Origin of the sequence: Aquabacterium soli (assembly GCF_003933735.1) — a bacterium.
GTDB classification, from domain to species: domain Bacteria; phylum Pseudomonadota; class Gammaproteobacteria; order Burkholderiales; family Burkholderiaceae_C; genus Aquabacterium; species Aquabacterium soli.
Map to the genome: position 1 here is coordinate 112,035 of NZ_RSED01000012.1, position 17,703 is coordinate 129,737.

Below are 17,703 nucleotides of genomic sequence, written 5' to 3' on the forward strand. Positions count from 1 at the left end.
ACAAGCTTGACAAAGCCGAGCCGTGCGCGGCCAGCCCACGGCTCAGAACCCGCTATCGATGGGTTTGAGCGGCCCACGGAACACCTCTTTGCCGGGCTTGCCGCTCAGCGGAGGAAACTCCAGCGGCTGCTCCGGTACGTCGCAATCGGGCAACTGGTCCAGCAGGTGGCGGATCAGGGTCAGGCGGCCGCGGCGCTGGTCGTTGAAATCCACCAGGGTCCAGGGGGCATGCTCGGTGTGCGTGGCGCGCAGCATGGCATCGCGGGCCTTGCCGTACTCGGCGTACTTCTCGCGCGCCTGCAGGTCGATGGGCGACAGCTTCCAGCGCTTGAGCGGGTCGTCGCGGCGCTCGGCCAGGCGCTGCTCCTGCTCGGCCTGGTCCACCGTCAGCCAGTACTTGAACAGCAGGATGCCGTCGTCCACCAGCATCCGCTCGAACTGCGGCGCCTGCGCCAGGAAGCGCTTGGCCTCGTCCTCGGAGCAGTAGCCCATCACGCGCTCGACACCGGCGCGGTTGTACCAGCTGCGGTCGAACAGCGCGATGTGGCCGCCGGCCGGCAGGTGCGACACGTAGCGCTGGAAGTACCACTGCGTGCGCTCGTCCTCGCTGGGCTTGGGCAAGGCCACCACATGGCACTGACGCGGGCTCATGACCTGGCTGATGGCGTTGATCACGCCGCCCTTGCCCGCCGTGTCGCGGCCTTCGATCAACACCACCAGGCGCTTGCCCCGGTGCTGCACCCAGCGGGCCACGCGGTCGAGCTCCAGGTGCAAGGGGGCCAGCAGCTCCTCGTACTCCTTGCGGCCCAGTCGGCCATCGGCCTTGCCATCGCTCTTGGCACCCTTCTTCGCATCTTTGTCACGGTCGTCGCCTGAACGGCTCTTTTTGTCCGGCATGGATCAGGTCTCCTGAGGCTGAGGGGGCGCGCACAGAGCGCGCCATCTTCGTACACTAGCGCCTTTCGTCCTGGCGCGCCGCGTGCCCGCCCACCTGTTGCCATGAACATCCTGCTCGCGCCGATGGAGGGTCTGCTGGATTTCGCCCTGCGCGACATCCTCACCCGCGTCGGCGGCATCGACCGCTGCGTATCCGAGTTCATCCGCGTGACGGACCAGTTGCTGCCCGAGCGCGTCTTCTACCGCATCGTGCCGGAACTCCGGCATGCCGGCCTCACCCCGGCCGGCGTGCCCGTGCGCGCCCAGCTGCTGGGCTCGGACCCCGCTTGCCTGGCCGACAACGCCGCGCGCCTGGCCGGCCTGGGGCCTGCAGGCATCGACCTCAACTTCGGCTGCCCGGCCAAGATCGTCAACCGCCATGGGGGCGGCGCGGCCCTGCTGCAAGAGCCTGAACTGCTGGAGCGCATCGTCGCCGCGGTGCGCCGCGCGGTACCGGCCGACATGCCCGTGTCGGCCAAGATGCGCCTGGGCTTCGAGGACGACAGCCTGGCGCTGGATTGCGCCCAGGCCCTGGCCGCGGGCGGCGCCTGCGAGCTGGTGGTGCATGCCCGCACCAAGGCCCACGGCTATCGGCCGCCGGCGTACTGGGACCGCATCGCCGACATCCGTGCCGCCGTGAGCATCCCGGTGGTGGCCAATGGCGAGATCTGGACGGTGGACGACGCCCTGCGCTGCCGCGAGGTGTCCGGCAGCGCAGACCTGATGCTGGGCCGCGGCATCGTGACCGACCCCGGGCTGGCACTGGCCATCCGCTATGCGGTGCAACACGGCACACCAGCCCATGGCACGTCCCTGCCCGGCTGGCCCGAACTGCAACCGCTGCTGCACATCTTCTGGGGCCTGATCGAAGCCCACATCGAGCCCCGCCACCGCGCCGGCCGCCTCAAGCAGTGGCTGAACTTCCTGCGCCGCCGTTTCCCGGAGGCCGAAGAGGCCTACCAGTCGGTGCGCACGATCACGGATTCGCGGGCCATCTCGGCCTGGCTGGGCATCGAAGAAGGCGCCCAGGCCGCGATGCCACTGGCAGCCTGAGCACCGGCAGATCAGGTGGCCTCGGCCATTGCAGGCACCACCTCTGCACCCACGGTGCCGGCCGTCACCGCGCCCTGCACAGCCGCGGCCATCCAGGCCTGCACCTGCAGGCGTTGCTCCGGCGTAAGGTGCAAGCCCAGCTTGCTGCGCCGCCACAGCACGTCATCGGCAGACCTGGCCCATTCGTGGCGCACCAGGTAGCGCAGCTCGCATTCGTACAGGCCGGGTGCCACCTCCCGCCCCAGCCCCGCCGGCGTGGTGGCGCCACCGAGCACCCGCTCGGCGCGTGCGCCATAGGCCTTCGTCCAGCGCTCGGCCAGGGCCAGGGGCAGCCAGGGGTGCTTGTGCCGCCAGCGCGACAAAAAGGCCTGCATGTCGCGGTCGGGCCGCAGGGGCGGGCCGATCCAGGCATCCAGATCGCCGCCGGGCAGGCGGGACTGGCGGGTCCAGGCACCGCGCCCATCGCCCAACATCTGCCCGATCTGCGTGGCCGCCTCTTCGGCCAGCTTGCGGTAAGTGGTGATCTTGCCGCCCCACACCGTCATCAAGGGCGCGCCATGGGCGCAGGTTTCCAGCAGGTAGTCGCGCGTCACGGCCGAGGCATCGGCATGGGCGTCTTCCAGCAGGGGGCGCACACCGGCATAACTCCACAGCACCATGTCGGGTTGCACCGGCGCCCTGAAATACGCGCTGGCCTGCTCGCACAGGTAGGCGGTTTCCTCGTCGCTGATGCGGGCCTGGTCGGGCATGGAAGGCACCTCGACATCGGTGGTACCGATCAGGGTGAACTTCTGCTCGTACGGGATCGCGAAGATGATGCGGCCATCGCGCGCCTGGAAGATGTAGGCGTGCTCATGCTCGAACAGGCGCGGCACCACGATGTGGCTGCCCTTGACCAGGCGCAGGCTGTGCCGTGTGAGCGCCTCGCCGCCAGGCGCACTGGCCACGTCGCGCAGGAAGGCATGGGCCCACGGGCCGGCCGCGTTGACCAGCATGCGCGCCTTCACGGTGTGCAGGCCGGGCTGCCCCTGTGGGGTCAGCGCCTCACGCTGCAGCCGCACCGTCCAGCCCTGCTCGCCACGGGTGGCCCGCACGCAGCGGGTGCGCGTGAGCACGGTGGCGCCGCGCTCACGCGCGTCCATCGCGTTGAGCACCACCAGGCGGGCATCGTCCACCCAGCCATCGGAATAGACGAAGCCGCGCTTGAAGCGCGTCTGCAGCGGCGCGCCCAGCCGGTGCCCGCGCAGGGCCACACCACGCGAGCCCGGCAGCACCTCTCGCCGGGCCAGATGGTCGTACAGGAACAGGCCCAGGCGGATCAACCAGGCCGGGCGCATGTGCGGGTCGTGCGGCATCACGAAGCGCAGCGGTTTGATGATGTGCGGCGCGCTGCGCAGCAGCACCTCGCGCTCTTGCAGGGCCTTGCGCACCAGCGAGAACTCGCGGTGCTCCAGATAGCGCAGCCCGCCATGGATCAGCTTGGTGGACGAGGACGAGGTGTGTGCCGCCAGATCATGCTGCTCCACCAGCAGCACCTTGAAGCCGCGCCCCGCCAGATCGCGGGCGATGCCCGCCCCGTTGATGCCCCCGCCCACCACCAGCACGTCACAGGTGTGCGGGATGGCCGGATTCAGCGCCGCTTCCAGGTCGGCATCCGGGTGGTCGGCAGGCAAGGCGGTGGTGTCCACGGGCAGGCTCCAGATCAGACCGAGCGCCGGGTGGCGCTCGAATCAGTTCGCTTCAGCGCATTGTAGTTCGTTTAAATTCTTTTTTGTGTGAAATGCTTCGCTTATGATCGCGCCATGAACCTCAATCCGCGCCAGACACGCCTGCTCGAACAAGTTCGCGCGCAAGACGTGATCAGCATCGAGCACCTGGCCGAGTCCCTGGGCGTGACGCTGCAGACCATCCGCCGCGATGTGCAGTTGCTGGCCCAGGCCGGCCTGCTGGCGCGCTACCACGGCGGCGTGCGCCTGCCCCGATCCACCACCGAGAACCTGGCCTACCAGCAGCGGCAGGAGCTCAACGCTGCGGGCAAGCAGCGCATCGCGCGCGCCGTGGCCCAGGCCATCCCGCACCATTGCTCGCTGCTGATCAACCTGGGCACCACCACCGAAGCCATCGCGCGCGAGCTGCTGAACCACCAGGGCCTGCGCGTCATCACCAACAACCTGAACGTGGCCGGCATCCTGGCGGGCAACGCCTCGTGCGAGGTGATCGTGGCTGGCGGCGTGATGCGCCCGATCGACCGGGGCATCGTGGGCGAGACGGCGGTCGATTTCATCCGGCAGTTCCGCGTCGACATCGGCCTGATCGGCATCTCGGGCATCGAGCCCGATGGCACCCTGCGTGATTACGATCTGCGCGAGGTGAAGGTGGCGCAGGCCCTGATCGAGCACAGCCGCGAGGTGTGGCTGGCCGCGGACCAGGGCAAGTTCAACCGCCCCGCCATGGTCGAACTGGCCCGCCTGGACCAGATCGATCGGCTGTTCACCGATGCGCCACCGCCCGAGCCCTTCCCTGCCCTGCTGGCCGAGGCCGGCATAGACTGCGTCGTCGTCCCCTGAACCACCCGCACCCCACCATGGCCCACATCCTCGCCCTCGACCAAGGCACCTCCAGCTCACGCAGCATCGTGTTCAACGAGGCCGGCGAGATGCTCGCCATCGCGCAGCAGGAGTTCCACCAGCATTTCCCGCGCCCCGGCTGGGTCGAGCACGACGCGATGGAGATCTGGCGCTCGCAGCTGACCACCGCGCGTGAAGCCCTGGCCAAGGCCGGCATCACCGCTGGGCAGGTGCATGCCATCGGCATCACCAACCAGCGCGAGACCACCCTGGTCTGGCACCGCGACACCGGCGAGCCCGTCGGCCATGCCATCGTCTGGCAGGACAGGCGCGGCGAAGCCCTGTGCCAGCAACTGCGCGATCAAGGCCACGAGGCCCTGATCCGCGAGCGCACCGGCCTGGTGGTGGATGCCTACTTCTCGGCCACCAAGCTGGCCTGGATCCTGGCCAACGTGCCGGGGGCACGTGACCTGGCCCAGCAAGGCAGGCTCGCCTTCGGCACCATCGACAGCTGGCTGCTGTGGCAGCTCACCGGCGGCACGGCCGCACAGGGCGCGCTGCACGCCACGGATGCGAGCAATGCCTCGCGCACCATGCTGTTCAACATCGGCACGCAGACGTGGGACGACGACCTGCTGGCCCTGTTCGACATCCCCCGCTCGCTGCTGCCCGAGGTGCACCCCTCATCGCACGTGTTCGCCCACACGCACGCCAGCCTGTTCGGCGGCGCCAGCGTGCCCATCGCGGCCATGGCGGGCGATCAGCAAAGCGCGCTGTTCGGCCAGGCGTGCTTCACGCCGGGCCTGGCCAAGAACACCTACGGCACCGGCTGCTTCCTGCTCACGCACACGGGCGGGCGCCGCTTCGATTCGCACAACGGCCTGATCAGCACCATGGCCGCCACGCCGTCGGCACAGGCGGCCTACGCGCAAGAGGGGAGCGTCTTCATCGGGGGTGCCGTGGTGCAGTGGCTGCGTGACGGCCTGCAGGCCATCGAAGGCAGCCACCAGGTGGAGCAGCTCGCGCTGGATGTGCCCGATGCCGGCGGCGTGGTCTTCGTGCCCGCCTTCACGGGCCTGGGCGCGCCCTACTGGAAGCCGCACGCCAAGGGCGCCATCCTGGGCCTGAGCCGCGGCACCACGGTGGCCCACATCGCCCGCGCCGCGCTGGAGAGCATCGCCTTCCAGAGTGCGGCGCTGCTGCAGGCCATGGCCGCCGACATCCGCGCCGGTGGCGGCACCGAGGTGTCCGAGCTGCGTGTGGATGGCGGCGCCTGCCGCAACGATCTGCTGATGCAGTTCCAGGCCGATCTGCTCGGCATCCCGGTGGTGCGCCCGCAGGTGACGGAAACCACCGCGCTGGGCGCCGCCTACCTGGCGGGCCTGGCCACAGGGGTGTACGCAGGCCTGGACGAGCTGGCCGCCCAGTGGCGCGTGGAGCGCCGATTCATGCCCACCATGGCCCGCCCGCAGGCCGAAGCCCTGATGCAGCAATGGCAGCACGCCGTGTCCAAGGTGGTGGCTGACTGAGCCTGTACCCCGCGCAAACCACCACGCACACCACCGCGCGTGCTCACTCCTCGATCTTCACGCCCTTCCAGAAGGCCACGCGGCCCTTGATCTCGGCCGCGGCCTCGCTGGGCTCAGGGTAGTACCAGACCGAATCCGGGTTGGCATCGCCATCCACGAACAGCGTGTGGTAGTACGCCTGCCCCTTCCATGGGCACGAGGTGCGGTGGTTGCTGCTCAGCACGTACTCCTGCTTGAGCGCGCTGGCCGGGAAGTAGTGGTTGCCCTCGAGCACCACGGTGTCGTCGCTTTCGGCCACGACGGTGCCGTTCCAGATGGCTTTCATGCGTGTCTCCGTAGGCGCTTCAGTGGTTGGCCAGGAAATCTTTCTTGCCGATCTCGACCCCGCCGTGGCGCAGCAGGTTGTAGGCCGTCGTCACGTGGAAGTAGAAATTGGGCAGCACCTGCTCGGTCAGGTAAGGCAGGCCGGTGTATTCGACCGTGCCGGTGGAGCGCACGATCAGGATGGTGTGGTCTTCGCTGCCGTTGATGTCCTCGGGCTTGAAGGTGGCCAGGTAATCCAGCGTGCGGGCGATGCGGGCCTGCAGCTCTTCGAAACTGGTTTCGACATCGTCGAAGCGCGGGATCTCCACGCCGGCCAGGCGCGACACACCGCCCTTGATCATGTCGGACGCGATCTGCACTTGGCGCACCAGCGGGAACATGTCCGGGAAGATGCGCGAGTTCAGGAAAGCCTGTGGATCGATCTTGCGGGCCTCGCAATGGGCCTGCGCCTTGCCCAGGATGCTGGACAGGGCCTTGAGGGTTCGCGTGGCGGGCACGACGCTGGCAGCGTACATCGAGATGGTCATGAGGGGCTCCGTGGTGTCAGGGGTGGACGTGGATCGGACGAGGATTGCGCGCATTACACCGCATCCGGCGTGATCGTGCAGCGCGCGGCCTCGCCACCTCTGCGCCCACCGATGTTTATCGCCTTGGCGAGCCCATCAATGCATGGCCGCAGGCCCTTGCCCCACACCTGCCTGCACCCCAGGGCGCAGCAGCAGCGCCCCCAGCAAACCCGCCACCAGGGCAAAACCGGCCCCGACGACAAAGGCCAGCTGGTAGCCCCCGCTGAGCGCCACCGGCAGGGTGTTCCCCGCCGCCGTCAAGGCGTGGGTGCGCGCATCGGCCAGGCTGGCCAGCACCGCCAGGCCCACCGCCCCGCCCATCATGAAGGAGGTGTTGACCACCCCCGAGGCCAGCCCTGACTCGCTGGGGGCCACATCGCTCATGGCTGCCAGCAACATGGGATTGAAGGCCACCCCAGCCCCCAGGCCCAGCAGCACCATGCCGGGCACCACATCCGCCAGCATGGTGCCGTCCACCGGCGCCCGCGCGAACAGCGCCAGCCCGGCCGTGGCCACCAACAAGCCACCGGCCAGGGGCCTGCGGATGCCGAAGCGCATCACCAGCTTGGCCGACAGGCCCAGCGAGAACAGCGCCATGATGATGTTGGCCGGCAGGAAGGCCAGCCCCACCTGCATGGGCGTGAAGTTCAGCACCCGCTGCATGTACAGCGCCGAGATGAAGAACCACGCGAACATGGCCGCCGCCCACAGCACGCCGGCCACGTTGGACACGGCCACGTTGCGCAGCTTGAACAGGCTCAGCGGCATCAGGGGATCGGCCACACGCGATTCGATCACCAGAAAGAGCGCCATCAGCACCGCAGCCGCGCCCAGCATGCCCAGCGACTGCGCCGAGGCCCAGCCCACCTCGTTGCCATTGACGATGGCATAGACCGCCAGCATGAGCGAGCTCGTCACGGTGAGTGCGCCTGCAACATCCAGGCGCCCGCCCGCGCCCTGCGCCTTGCCACCAGGCAGCAGCATCACGCACAGCGCGTACACGGCCACGCCGATCGGCAGGTTCACCAGAAAGATCCAGTGCCAGCTGAGCGAACTGGTCAGCACCCCGCCCAGCAGCACGCCGATGCTGCCACCGCCCGCGCACACGAAGCCGTACACCCCCATGGCCTTGGCACGCTCGCCCGGCTCGGTGAACAGGTTCATGATCAACGACAGCGACACCGCCGACACCACCGCACCGCCCAGGCCCTGGGCCGCCCGTGCAGCAATCAGCAGCCCCTGCGATGGCGCCACCCCGCAGGCCAGCGAGGCCAGTGTGAACACGGTGATGCCCGCCAGGAACAGCCGCCGGTGCCCGAACAGATCTCCCAGGCGCCCACCCAGCAGCAAAAAGCCGCCGAAGGTCAGCATGTAGGCGTTGACCACCCACACCAATGCGGTTTCGGAAAAACCCAGGTCGGCCTTGATGGACGGCAGCGCCACGTTCACGATGGTCGTGTCCAGCACGATCATCAGCACACCCAGGCACAACACGGCCAAGGCCGCCCAGCGCTGGCGGCCCTCGATTCGATGAGGCATCTAGAAAAGCTCCCTGTGGATGACGCTTGCTTGTGTACAGCGTCCACAACAACACGGGCGACATGCTTGCACAAAGTCCTGCTCGCCCGCATGTCTCACCCTTCGATTCATGGGAGATTGTCGCGTTGCGTCCAAGATCTCCCACAATCAATGCTTACAAGCTATTCAATTCAGCAACATGGGGATCCATCATGAAGAGGACTTTGACTGCCTGGGCCACTGCGCTCACCCTCACCGCCGGCCTGGCCCTGGCGGCCCTGCCCGCCTATGCGCTTCAAGGTGGCACGGCCACCAGCAACTTCGCCGTCGTGGGTGAAATCGGCGGCACCAGCGGGGTGCTGATCGCCGACAACTGGGTGCTCACCGCCGCCCACGTGGCCAAGGGCGTGTCCACCGGCGCCACCACCTTCAGCTCGTCGCTGGGCACCTCGGTGATCAGCCAGGTGGTGTTGTTCAGCAACGAAGCCTTCCCGGCCAACGACATCGCCCTGGTGCGCCTGTTGACCTCGATCAGCGGCGAGCATGCGGTGCTCAACGACACGGCGATCCAGAACAGCCAGGTGAGCACCCTCGGCCCCCTGACCGCCGCCAGCGCGCAAAACCAGCAGCCCAGGGGGTACGCCAGCACCACGGCCATTGCCGCGACCACCACGGACGACGTGGACACTGGCAGCCACACCGTGAACTGGCTGATCACGCAAGGTGCCACGGTGCAAGGCGGTGACAGTGGCAGTGGCCTCTTCCTTGGCCAGGTCAGTGATTCCAGCGGTGCCGTCCTGCTGGGCATTGCGTCGGCCCTCATCACCTTCGATGACGGCTCGCCCTCACTGTCCGGCTACGTGCAGGTGTCTGCGTATAAAAGCTGGATCGACAGCACCCTGAGCACCTATGGCGGTCAGCAGGTCACCTGGGTCTCGGCCGTGGCCGAGCCGTCCCTGCCGGCCCTGATCATCGCCGGTGGGCTGATCGCCGCGGTGATGGCCCGCCGTGGCCAGCGGGTCACGCGGTAGGCATTGAGGATGGCGCGCTGCAGCCGCTCGATGAAGAACGGCTTGGTCATGACCTCGTCCATGCCCGACGTCATGCATTCATCGAGCTCATGCGGCATGGTCAGCGCCGTCAGCGCCACGATGTAGACCGGCGGCAGGCCCAGGGCCTGCTCATGGGCGCGGATCAGGCGGGTGGCGTCCAGGCCGTTCATCACGGGCAGGCCCACATCCATCAGGACCAGGTCGAACGCATCCTGCCGCACGGCGCCCACGGCCTCGGCCCCTGAGCGGGCCACGATCACGTCGCATTCGAGGTACTCCAGGATGGACTTGGCCACCTCCGCGCTGCGGAAGTCGTCCTCGACCAGCAAGACCCTGCACCGATGGTTTTTCAACACCATTTGCCCCTAGGTGACCCACGCCGACACACTTGCGATATCTGCCACATCTGCCATTTCCGCGCCTATTCTGTCGGCCTGTCATGACAAGCGCCACCGCTTTTGGTAACGGGTTGTCAAAACGCCGCACAGGGTTTCTGCCGCGGAAGGCCTGACAATCGAGGCTGGCCAACGCCTGGCCCCTTCGACAAGCCCCGCAAGAAACGAGAACGCCCCATGTCCATCCAGTGGTTTCCCGGTCACATGAACGTGACCAAGAAAGCCATCGCCGAACGCATCAAGGACATCGACGTCGTCATCGAGTTGCTGGATGCCCGCCTGCCCGGCTCCAGCGCCAACCCGATGCTGGCCGAGATGACCGGGCACCGCCGCCGCCTGAAGGTGCTCAACAAGCAGGACATGGCCGACATCGCCCGCACCGAAGCCTGGCTGGCCCACTACAACGCCCTGCCCGACACCAAGGCCATCGGGCTGGATGCCTCCGAGCCCCGGCCCGCCCAGCGCCTGCTGCAAGCCTGCCGCGAGCTGGCACCGCATCGAAGCAGCATGACCAAGCCCCTGCGCCTGATGATCTGCGGCGTGCCCAACGTGGGCAAATCCACCCTGATGAACACCCTGGCCGGCCGCAAGGCCGCCAAGACCGGCGATGAGGCCGGCGTGACCCGCATCGAGCAGCGCATCAACCTGGCCGACGATGTCTACCTGTTCGACACCCCCGGCATGCTGTGGCCCAAGATCATCGTCGACAAGGCCGGCTACCACCTGGCCGCCAGCGGCGCCGTGGGCCGCAACGCCTACGATGAAGAAGAAGTGGCGCTGGAGCTGATCAACAGCCTCAAGGGCCCCTACGCCGACCGCCTGGTGGCGCGCTTCAAGCTGGCCGACCCGGACACCATCCCCCAGCGGCACGATGAAGAACTGCTCGAAGAAATCGGGCGGCGCCGCGGCGCCGTGATGAGCGGCGGCCGCGTGAACATGCAGAAGGCTTCCGAGGTCGCGCTCAACGATTTCCGTGACCTGTCGCTGGGCCGCATCACGCTGGAGACACCCGAGGAGTTCAGCGCCTGGCTCGCCGCGGCCGAGGCCATCGAGGCAGAACGCCAGGCCAAGAAGCTGGCGCGCCAGAAGAAGCGCCGTGGCGGCGCAGCGGCCGGCCCCGTCGAGCAAGAGGCCGATGAGACCGATGAGGCCGACCACGGTCCGGACGGTGAATGACGGACGCCGTCTTCCAGCCCAGGGGCCTGAACCCCACCGCCGAGCAGCGCGCGATCCAGCTGGAGCGCCACCGGCATGTCGTTGTCGAAGCCAACGCCGGCGCGGCCAAGACCACCACCCTGGCCTTGCGCCTGGCCCAGGCACTGGAGCGTGGCGCCCAGCTCGAGCACATCGTGGCCCTCACCTACACCCAGGCGGCCGTCACCTCGCTGCGCCTGGCGCTGGACCGCATCGGCATCCCGGCCCAGGTGCGCAACCGCCTGCGCATCCAGACCTTCGACCAGTTCTGCGCTGATCGCCTGGCCAGCATCGAAGGCCCGGGGGTGACGCGCTACACCGCCCCCGAGCAGCTCAAGCCCCATGTGCTGCAGGCGATCGACCACGTGCTGTCCAACCAGGACGAACGCCACCGCGACGAGTTCACGCTCGAAGGATCCGGTGAAGGCAGCATCGAAGGCCTGCTGGCCTCGTTCGCGCGGCTCAAGGGCACGCTGCAGCTGACCTTCGAAGCCGCCGACCGCACCTTGACCCCAGCCCTGGCCAGCGACCTGGGCCACGACTACCTCACCCTGCGCGTGTTCTATGCCTACGAGCACCTGCGCCGGGGCGGCCACCCGGACCGCCCCGCCTTCCGCGCCCCGGACGACGCCACCTACGACCTGGCCCGCCTGCTGCTGAGCGAAGACGCCCTGCTCGAAGGCGAGCATCCCGTGGCGCTGGGACTGCACCTGGTGCTGCTGGACGAGATGCACGACACCAACCGCGCCATGTTCACGGTGCTGCAGCAGGTGCTGCGCCAGAACCCCGCCGCCTTCATCGGCTTCGGCGACCGCGACCAGGTGATCCACGCCACCGCAGGCGCCGATGCCAGCTTCATGGGCGAGACCTTCGACCGCGAGATCGCCCCCGCGCAGCGCCTGCCCCTGAGCAGCTCCTACCGCTTCGGGCTCGGGCTGGCCCAGCACGTGGGCCGCCTGGCGTCCAAGCGCTACCAGTCGCAAAGCGCGCACGACACCGCCGTGAACGTGCTGCGCTGCGATCTGGCCAAGGAGGCGCACTGGCACATCGCCCAGTCGATCCGCAACCGCGATGGCCTGGCGGCCACATCCCCCGCCTCGGAAACCGCCATCCTGCTGCGCCAGCCGCACCAGTCGGTCGAGCTGGAGAACCACCTGCTTGACCAGGGCCTGGACTACCGCACCGCCGGCTTCGATCCCTACCTGATGCGGCCCGAGGTGCTGTTCGTGCGCGGCCTGATGGCCCATGCCCGGGGCGAGTTCGCCGCCATCGAAGACATCGACACGCGCGTGCGCATCCTGAAGTCGCTGCTGCTGTTCTGCGGCTCCTTCGTCGAAGTGGACACCACCGATCACGAGAAGCAGCAGCAGGCCGAACTGCTGGCCATCAAGGAAGTGGCCAACCAGCCCGGCCTGGCGACGCCCTTCATCGACAACCAGGTGCTGCGCAACGCCCCTTCGCACATCCAGAACCTGGTCGAGGCCGCGCTGGACGTGATCAGCGCCAATGCCACCGATCTGCTGATGGAGAGGTTCACCCGCGTGCTGTCGCCGCAGCGCCTGGCCGCCCGCGTGATGGTGCGCGCCGACGACATCGAACAGGTCGGCGCCAACATCCGTGGGCTGATCCAGTCGGCCTCGACCTTCGACAATGTCGAATCCTTCTTCCGCGCCATGAACGCCCGTGAACTGCGGCACAAGGCCATGCGCAGCAAGCAGTGCGTGCTGCTGTCGAGCATCGAGGCCGCCAAGGGCCTGGAGTTCGATCACGTGATCCTGCCGGGCCTCAACAAAGGCGAATTCGCCGTCGGCGGCAATACCACCGACAATCGCAACCTGCTGTACGTGGGCATGACCCGCGCGCGTAACCGGCTGACCATCCTCTATGACGGCGCCCGGCCCAGCAAATACCTTCTAGACGCCGGGCTGATCTGAGCCGCGGCTTACCCTGAGAAAACACATGCCCCAACATCCCGACCACATCAGCATGGCGCTGTTCTGCGACTTCGAGAACGTCGCACTCGGCGTGCGCGATGCGCAGTACGACAAGTTCGACATCAAGCGCGTGCTCGAGCGCCTGCTGCTCAAGGGCAGCATCGTCGTCAAGAAGGCCTATTGCGACTGGGAGCGCTACCGCAACTTCAAGGGCACCATGCACGAGGCCAATTTCGAGCTGATCGAGATTCCGCACGTGCGCCAATCGGGCAAGAACTCGGCCGACATCCGCCTGGTGGTCGATGCGCTGGACCTCTGCTACACCAAGTCGCACGTCAACACCTTCGTGATCATCTCGGGCGATTCGGATTTCTCGCCGCTGGTCTCCAAGCTGCGCGAAAACGCCAAGCACGTGATCGGCGTGGGCGTGAAGAACTCGACCTCCGACCTGCTGATCGCCAACTGCGACGAGTTCATCTTCTACGACGACCTGGTGCGCGAAAGCCAGCGCCAGGCCGCCAAACGCGACCAGCGCGAGAACAATCCGCCGCAGCAGCGCCGCTCGCCTGAAGAAGAGCGCCGCCGCCGCGAAGAGATGGACGCGCGCCGTACCAAGATCGTCGAACTGGCGGCCGAGACCTACGAGGCGCTGGTCACCGACCGCGACGATGGCGGCCGCATCTGGGCCTCGGTGCTGAAAGAAGCGCTCAAGCGCCGCAACCCCGGGTTCAGCGAGTCCTACTTCGGCTTCCGCACCTTCGGCAACCTGCTGGAAGAGGCGCAGAGCCGCGGCCTGCTGTCCTTCGGGCGCGATGAGAAATCAGGCGCCTATGTGTACCGTGGCACGGGCCAGCCCGCCGAGCCGGTGGTTGCACAAGCATCAACCGCAACGCAGGCCGCCGGGTGGTCGCCGTCCCATGCCGATGAGTCTTTCGAGAACGGTGAGGACACTCAGACCCACACCCAGGCGCAGCCCCCTGAAGCCGCGGCAGAACATGGTGCCGCCCGTGAGCCACGCCAGGAACGCGGTGAACGAACAGAACGTGGCGACCGCAGCGAACGCGGAGGCCGCAACGAGCGCGGTAACCGCGGTGGTCGCGGTGGCCGTGGAGACCGCGGCGGCAATGCGCCACAAGGCGCACGCCAGGATGGCGCGCGCGCACGCCCAGGTACTGAGCCCGCATCGCCGCACAGCGAATCGGCTGCAGCGCTCGGCACGCCCTACCCGCAGGAGCAAGCCCCTGCCCCGGCGCCGCGCCGCGAGCGCCGCCCCTTCGTGGAACCCGCCGTGCACCCGCGCGACGACGACCGCCGTGGGGTGGCCGCGGCACCGCCGGCCCAGTCACCGGCCCCATCGCCAGCACCAGCGGCCATTGAAGCGCCCGCCGATGCCACGGCGAGCCAGGCCGCACCAAAGCCCGCCCGCAAGACAAGCTCTCGCGGTGCACGCAAGCCGGCGGCCACCAAGAACGCAGGTGAAGCCGCAGCGGCGCCTTCGGCCACCGCAGCACCGGCCGCATCAGACCAGCCTGCTGCCAAGGCCCCGGCCCGCAAGACAGCCCGCAAGCCTGCTGCCAAGAAGGCCGCCCGCACGGCCGAAGGCTCGGGCAACGCCTGACGACGGGCAATCGCCCGGCGCAGCCCTGCCTCAGCTCACTGAGGCACGGCTGCGGCCTGCGCCCGCTTGACGGCCGCATCCCGGTCCGCCGGGCGGATGTAGCCCTTGGCCACGGCCGCATCGGCGGCCGCCTTGACCTTGTTCACGTAGTCGGCGTGCGTGGGGTACAGGGTCTTGAGCTTGTCAGCCTTGAAGTAGGTGGTGTTGCCACCGGCCACGCAGGCGAACAGGTCCAGGAAGGCCAGCGAGCCCGTCGTGAAGTTGGCGTGGCTGTATTTGGCGATGGGCACCTCGAGGTCCGGCAGGCGCACCCCACCCACGGCATTGCCGTGTGCATCTTTCTTGATGAAGCCCAGCCAGTCGCGCTCCATGCGGGGCGCCACGGGCGGTGCCGTGCCAGCCGTCACCCAGTTCTTCAGGTGGTGGATGGCGGCGTTCTCGGCCATGTAGAAGGACGAGGCGTTGTAGGGGCTGCCGCAGCCGGGCGGGGTCCAGCCCACATCGCGCCCACTGACCTCGCCGATGTTGTCCAGCAGGTACTGGTCGGCGTGCGAGGTGCCGGCAACCTCCCAGTGGCGCACCTTGGCGCCGTCGGGCTGCTTGGAAGTGCTGGGCCCGAAGGCCACGTCCATCTCCGACTGCAGCACGAACACGGGCACCTTCGTGTCGGCGCGCACCACGTAGCTGGACGGCAGGCTGTCGCCCGCGCCGATGCGCGTTCCGATGCCGCCACGGCCGTGGATCAGGATGCCGTCGTAGACCTGGTCCAGCGGCTGGATGGCATTGGCATAGGTCGCCAGGCGCATGGCCGATTGCGAGTGGCCAGTCGCGATGATCTTGGCGGGCTTGAGATTGCCCAGCAGCAGCGCGCTCTGGTCGCGCAGGGCCTGGGCCGTCTGCGAGAAGATGTCGTAGGAGATGTCGTCGTCGGGGATGCTGCCCGCGGCGTAGCGGTCGCCGAACTGCTTGAGCTTCTGCACGCCCTGCATGCCCACCTTCTGCACGTTCACACCCACATAGGCATAGCCCTCGCGCAGGATGGCCTCGTGCGCCATGCCCCAGTCCACATCGAGCGGGTAGCCCGTGCTCACGTTGAGCCACTCGACCAAGACGATCCCGTTGAACCTGGCCGGATCGGCCGGCCGGCGCACGATGGCCATCGTGTTGTAGGGCGTGGCGCTGGACACCACCGTGGCCGTCCACTTGCCGTCACTGCCCAGCGAACCCGAGCCTTTGAACTTGCGAGCCAGCCCCGACAGGTGCACTTCCTGCTCGACGAAATCGGCATCACCAAAAAATGCGGCGCGCGCACCGAAGCCCGGCGTGGCGGTGGGCGTGACGGTGGCCTGCGGCACAGCGGCCAGGGCCGACCAGCTGGCACAGGCCAGGGCGGCAGCCAGCGTGCCACGGCGCAAGGTGGCACCGGCCATGGTGCGGAAAGGGGTGTTCATGCGTGTTCTCCTGCAACGATGTTGATTGAACGATGGTCGTTAACAACTGCGTCGCAAAGATAGTTCTGCCACTGAACAGAATCACCCCGGGGAAGCCCGCCCAGCCCCTCATCCGTGGGGGCCGGGGCTGACAAAGCTCAGGCCGCAGCCGCCACCCGCTGCCAGTGCGTCTGCAAGGTGGCGCTGACCGCCGCAGGCGCGCCCACCAGGCCCATGTGCCCCAGGCCTTGCAGGCGCACCACCTCGGCGTCCGGGTTGACCTCGGACAGGCGGCGCACCATCTCGCGGGCCGGCGGCGTGGTGTGCTCGCCGTAGACCAGCGTGGTGGGCACCGTCAGGCGGTAATGGCCAAAAGCCTCGGGCTCTTGCGAGACGATGCGCACCTCCTGGAACATCTTCCAGCCCACCATGCGCGCCATGGCCTTGGCCTTCTCGGGCATCGAAGCCCACATGCCGGGCTGGTTCCAGTAATCGACGAAGCGCTCCAGCCAGGTGTCGTCGCCGCCCGTCTCTTCATTGAGCAGGGCATCCGGGTCACCGAACAAGGCACGCACCTGCTCGGCCGCGTCCGCGGGCAGGCTGGCCGGATCGGCGTCCAGCTCGGCCTTGAGCGAGCCGAACAGCACCGGCTCGTACAGCCAGATCGAGCGCACAGGCACGGCCGGGTCCATGGCCAGCGCCAGCGCGGCCAGCCCGCCATAGGAATGGCCGCCCAGGTGCACGCCGGTGGTGCCCGCCGGGATCTGTGCCTTCAGGTGCGCCACCTCATCGGCCAGGCTGATGGGCGTGCCGCGCGGCAGCATGTCCATCAGGCTGTAGCCGCGATTGGCCGGTGTGAGCGGCTGCACGCCTTCGGGCAGATCGGCCAGCAGCTTGGTCCACATGAAGGGACCGATGCCGGTGGAATGGACGAACAGGGCAACCTCGGACATGGCGATGTCTCCGCAAACAACTTGCTTGATGAAAGTAGCCCAAGCCTAGTCGCTTTACTTGCTTGATGCAAGTATCATGGACGACACCATGCGTCGCACCTCGTTTTCGGACATGAGCTGTTCCATCGCCCGCTCGCTCGAGCAGATCGGCGAGTGGTGGACGCTGCTGATCATCCGCGAGGCCTTCTTCGGCACGCGGCGCTTCGGCGCCTTCCAGGCCAACCTGGGCATCGCGCCCAATGTGCTCACGCAGCGCCTGCAAGATCTGGTGGCGCACGGCATCCTGGAGATCACAGCCACCAGCGAGAACGGACGCGCGATGGATTACGCTCTGACCGACAAGGGTCGCGATCTCTTTCCCATCATCGTGGCGCTTGTCCAGTGGGGTGACCAGCACGCGGCCGCACCAGAGGGGCCGCCGGTGCGCATCGTCGAGCGCCGCAGCGGCGAGGACATCGCGCCCGTGGCCTTGCGGTCGAGCAAAGGCAGGCCGCTTGGCCTGCACGACGTGACCGTGGCGCCGGGCCCTGGCGCCACGCCGCAGCAGATCGCCTATTTCGAGCGGCTGCGCCAACGCCAGGCTGAAAAGGCCGCGGCCCGTGAGAACGGGCCGCGCGCACCAGCGAAAGAGTGA

At 67.8% G+C, this 17,703-nt stretch carries 16 protein-coding genes; 8 read left to right on the forward strand and 8 right to left on the reverse strand.

The window, feature by feature from the left end:
* Positions 1–42 precede the first annotated feature (42 nt).
* Positions 43–897, reverse strand: coding sequence for a polyphosphate kinase 2 (gene ppk2, locus EIP75_RS15885; protein ID WP_125244251.1), 855 nt, complete (start codon positions 895–897; stop codon positions 43–45).
* A gap of 102 nt (positions 898–999) precedes the next feature.
* On the opposite strand from ppk2, the gene EIP75_RS15890 reads away from it, so the two are divergent.
* Complete coding sequence (locus tag EIP75_RS15890; protein ID WP_125244252.1) at positions 1,000–1,989, forward strand: tRNA dihydrouridine synthase; 990 nt, start codon at positions 1,000–1,002, stop codon at positions 1,987–1,989.
* Between the two features lie 11 nt (positions 1,990–2,000).
* Here EIP75_RS15890 and glpD read toward each other — a convergent pair whose 3' ends face one another.
* Positions 2,001–3,635: a glycerol-3-phosphate dehydrogenase gene (gene glpD / locus EIP75_RS15895; protein WP_199758618.1), complete on the reverse strand. Its 1,635-nt coding sequence runs from the start codon at positions 3,633–3,635 to the stop codon at positions 2,001–2,003.
* A gap of 156 nt (positions 3,636–3,791) precedes the next feature.
* Between glpD and EIP75_RS15900 the strand changes: the two genes are divergently transcribed.
* Both EIP75_RS15900 and glpK read left to right on the forward strand, forming a co-directional pair.
* On the forward strand, positions 3,792–4,556 hold the full coding sequence (locus EIP75_RS15900) for a DeoR/GlpR family DNA-binding transcription regulator (protein WP_125244254.1): 765 nt from the start codon (positions 3,792–3,794) through the stop codon (positions 4,554–4,556).
* Between the two features lie 17 nt (positions 4,557–4,573).
* The gene (gene glpK / locus EIP75_RS15905; RefSeq protein ID WP_125244255.1) at positions 4,574–6,085 is read left to right on the forward strand and encodes a glycerol kinase GlpK; all 1,512 of its coding nucleotides are present in this window, start codon (positions 4,574–4,576) and stop codon (positions 6,083–6,085) included.
* A gap of 43 nt (positions 6,086–6,128) precedes the next feature.
* On the opposite strand, the gene EIP75_RS15910 is transcribed toward glpK, so the two are convergent.
* The 3 genes from EIP75_RS15910 to EIP75_RS15920 form a co-directional block, all read right to left on the reverse strand.
* The gene (locus EIP75_RS15910; RefSeq protein WP_508608330.1) at positions 6,129–6,449 is read right to left on the reverse strand and encodes a DUF427 domain-containing protein; all 321 of its coding nucleotides are present in this window, start codon (positions 6,447–6,449) and stop codon (positions 6,129–6,131) included.
* The gene (locus EIP75_RS15915) at positions 6,430–6,936 is read right to left on the reverse strand and encodes a DUF1993 domain-containing protein (protein WP_125244257.1); all 507 of its coding nucleotides are present in this window, start codon (positions 6,934–6,936) and stop codon (positions 6,430–6,432) included. Before EIP75_RS15915 ends, EIP75_RS15910 begins: the two co-directional genes overlap by 20 nt.
* A gap of 135 nt (positions 6,937–7,071) precedes the next feature.
* On the reverse strand, positions 7,072–8,514 hold the full coding sequence (locus EIP75_RS15920; protein ID WP_125244258.1) for a DHA2 family efflux MFS transporter permease subunit: 1,443 nt from the start codon (positions 8,512–8,514) through the stop codon (positions 7,072–7,074).
* Positions 8,515–8,705: 191 nt separating this feature from the next.
* Here EIP75_RS15920 and EIP75_RS15925 point away from each other — a divergent pair, with 191 nt between their 5' ends.
* Positions 8,706–9,524 (forward strand): trypsin-like serine protease, encoded by an 819-nt coding sequence (locus EIP75_RS15925; RefSeq protein ID WP_158622871.1) that lies wholly within the window; start codon positions 8,706–8,708, stop codon positions 9,522–9,524.
* Here EIP75_RS15925 and EIP75_RS15930 read toward each other — a convergent pair.
* A complete protein-coding gene (locus tag EIP75_RS15930) occupies positions 9,410–9,874 on the reverse strand; it encodes a response regulator (protein ID WP_158622872.1) in 465 nt (154 codons plus the stop codon). The genes EIP75_RS15925 and EIP75_RS15930 overlap by 115 nt on opposite strands.
* Positions 9,875–10,117: 243 nt before the next feature.
* Between EIP75_RS15930 and ylqF the strand changes: the two genes are divergently transcribed.
* From ylqF to EIP75_RS15945, 3 genes are read left to right on the forward strand one after another with little or no spacing between them, the layout of a single operon-like run.
* Positions 10,118–11,116, forward strand: coding sequence for a ribosome biogenesis GTPase YlqF (ylqF, locus tag EIP75_RS15935; RefSeq protein ID WP_125244261.1), 999 nt, complete (start codon positions 10,118–10,120; stop codon positions 11,114–11,116).
* Complete coding sequence (locus tag EIP75_RS15940; protein ID WP_125244262.1) at positions 11,113–13,068, forward strand: 3'-5' exonuclease; 1,956 nt, start codon at positions 11,113–11,115, stop codon at positions 13,066–13,068. The genes ylqF and EIP75_RS15940 overlap by 4 nt, the downstream gene beginning before the upstream one ends.
* A 25-nt stretch (positions 13,069–13,093) precedes the next feature.
* The gene (locus tag EIP75_RS15945; RefSeq protein WP_233584901.1) at positions 13,094–14,686 is read left to right on the forward strand and encodes an NYN domain-containing protein; all 1,593 of its coding nucleotides are present in this window, start codon (positions 13,094–13,096) and stop codon (positions 14,684–14,686) included.
* 35 nt (positions 14,687–14,721) lie between these two features.
* Here the strand turns inward: EIP75_RS15945 and EIP75_RS15950 are convergent, their stop codons facing one another.
* Both EIP75_RS15950 and EIP75_RS15955 read right to left on the reverse strand, forming a co-directional pair.
* Positions 14,722–16,137 (reverse strand): alpha/beta hydrolase domain-containing protein, encoded by a 1,416-nt coding sequence (locus EIP75_RS15950; protein ID WP_125244263.1) that lies wholly within the window; start codon positions 16,135–16,137, stop codon positions 14,722–14,724.
* 137 nt (positions 16,138–16,274) lie between these two features.
* Positions 16,275–17,069: an alpha/beta fold hydrolase gene (locus EIP75_RS15955; protein ID WP_125244264.1), complete on the reverse strand. Its 795-nt coding sequence runs from the start codon at positions 17,067–17,069 to the stop codon at positions 16,275–16,277.
* A gap of 76 nt (positions 17,070–17,145) precedes the next feature.
* Between EIP75_RS15955 and EIP75_RS15960 the strand changes: the two genes are divergently transcribed.
* On the forward strand, positions 17,146–17,703 hold the full coding sequence (locus EIP75_RS15960) for a winged helix-turn-helix transcriptional regulator (RefSeq protein WP_233584902.1): 558 nt from the start codon (positions 17,146–17,148) through the stop codon (positions 17,701–17,703).

What these genes read in the sequence shown, in the direction of transcription:
- ppk2 (WP_125244251.1), bottom strand. Translation starts at nt 897, where the DNA reads ATGCCGGACAAAAAGAGCCGTTCAGGCGACGACCGTGACAAAGATGCG.
- EIP75_RS15890 (WP_125244252.1), top strand. Translation starts at nt 1,000, where the DNA reads ATGAACATCCTGCTCGCGCCGATGGAGGGTCTGCTGGATTTCGCCCTG.
- EIP75_RS15900 (WP_125244254.1), top strand. Translation starts at nt 3,792, where the DNA reads ATGAACCTCAATCCGCGCCAGACACGCCTGCTCGAACAAGTTCGCGCG.
- glpK (WP_125244255.1), top strand. Translation starts at nt 4,574, where the DNA reads ATGGCCCACATCCTCGCCCTCGACCAAGGCACCTCCAGCTCACGCAGC.
- EIP75_RS15915 (WP_125244257.1), bottom strand. Translation starts at nt 6,936, where the DNA reads ATGACCATCTCGATGTACGCTGCCAGCGTCGTGCCCGCCACGCGAACC.
- EIP75_RS15920 (WP_125244258.1), bottom strand. Translation starts at nt 8,514, where the DNA reads ATGCCTCATCGAATCGAGGGCCGCCAGCGCTGGGCGGCCTTGGCCGTG.
- EIP75_RS15925 (WP_158622871.1), top strand. Translation starts at nt 8,706, where the DNA reads ATGAAGAGGACTTTGACTGCCTGGGCCACTGCGCTCACCCTCACCGCC.
- ylqF (WP_125244261.1), top strand. Translation starts at nt 10,118, where the DNA reads ATGTCCATCCAGTGGTTTCCCGGTCACATGAACGTGACCAAGAAAGCC.
- EIP75_RS15940 (WP_125244262.1), top strand. Translation starts at nt 11,113, where the DNA reads ATGACGGACGCCGTCTTCCAGCCCAGGGGCCTGAACCCCACCGCCGAG.
- EIP75_RS15945 (WP_233584901.1), top strand. Translation starts at nt 13,094, where the DNA reads ATGCCCCAACATCCCGACCACATCAGCATGGCGCTGTTCTGCGACTTC.
- EIP75_RS15950 (WP_125244263.1), bottom strand. Translation starts at nt 16,137, where the DNA reads ATGAACACCCCTTTCCGCACCATGGCCGGTGCCACCTTGCGCCGTGGC.
- EIP75_RS15955 (WP_125244264.1), bottom strand. Translation starts at nt 17,069, where the DNA reads ATGTCCGAGGTTGCCCTGTTCGTCCATTCCACCGGCATCGGTCCCTTC.
- EIP75_RS15960 (WP_233584902.1), top strand. Translation starts at nt 17,146, where the DNA reads ATGGACGACACCATGCGTCGCACCTCGTTTTCGGACATGAGCTGTTCC.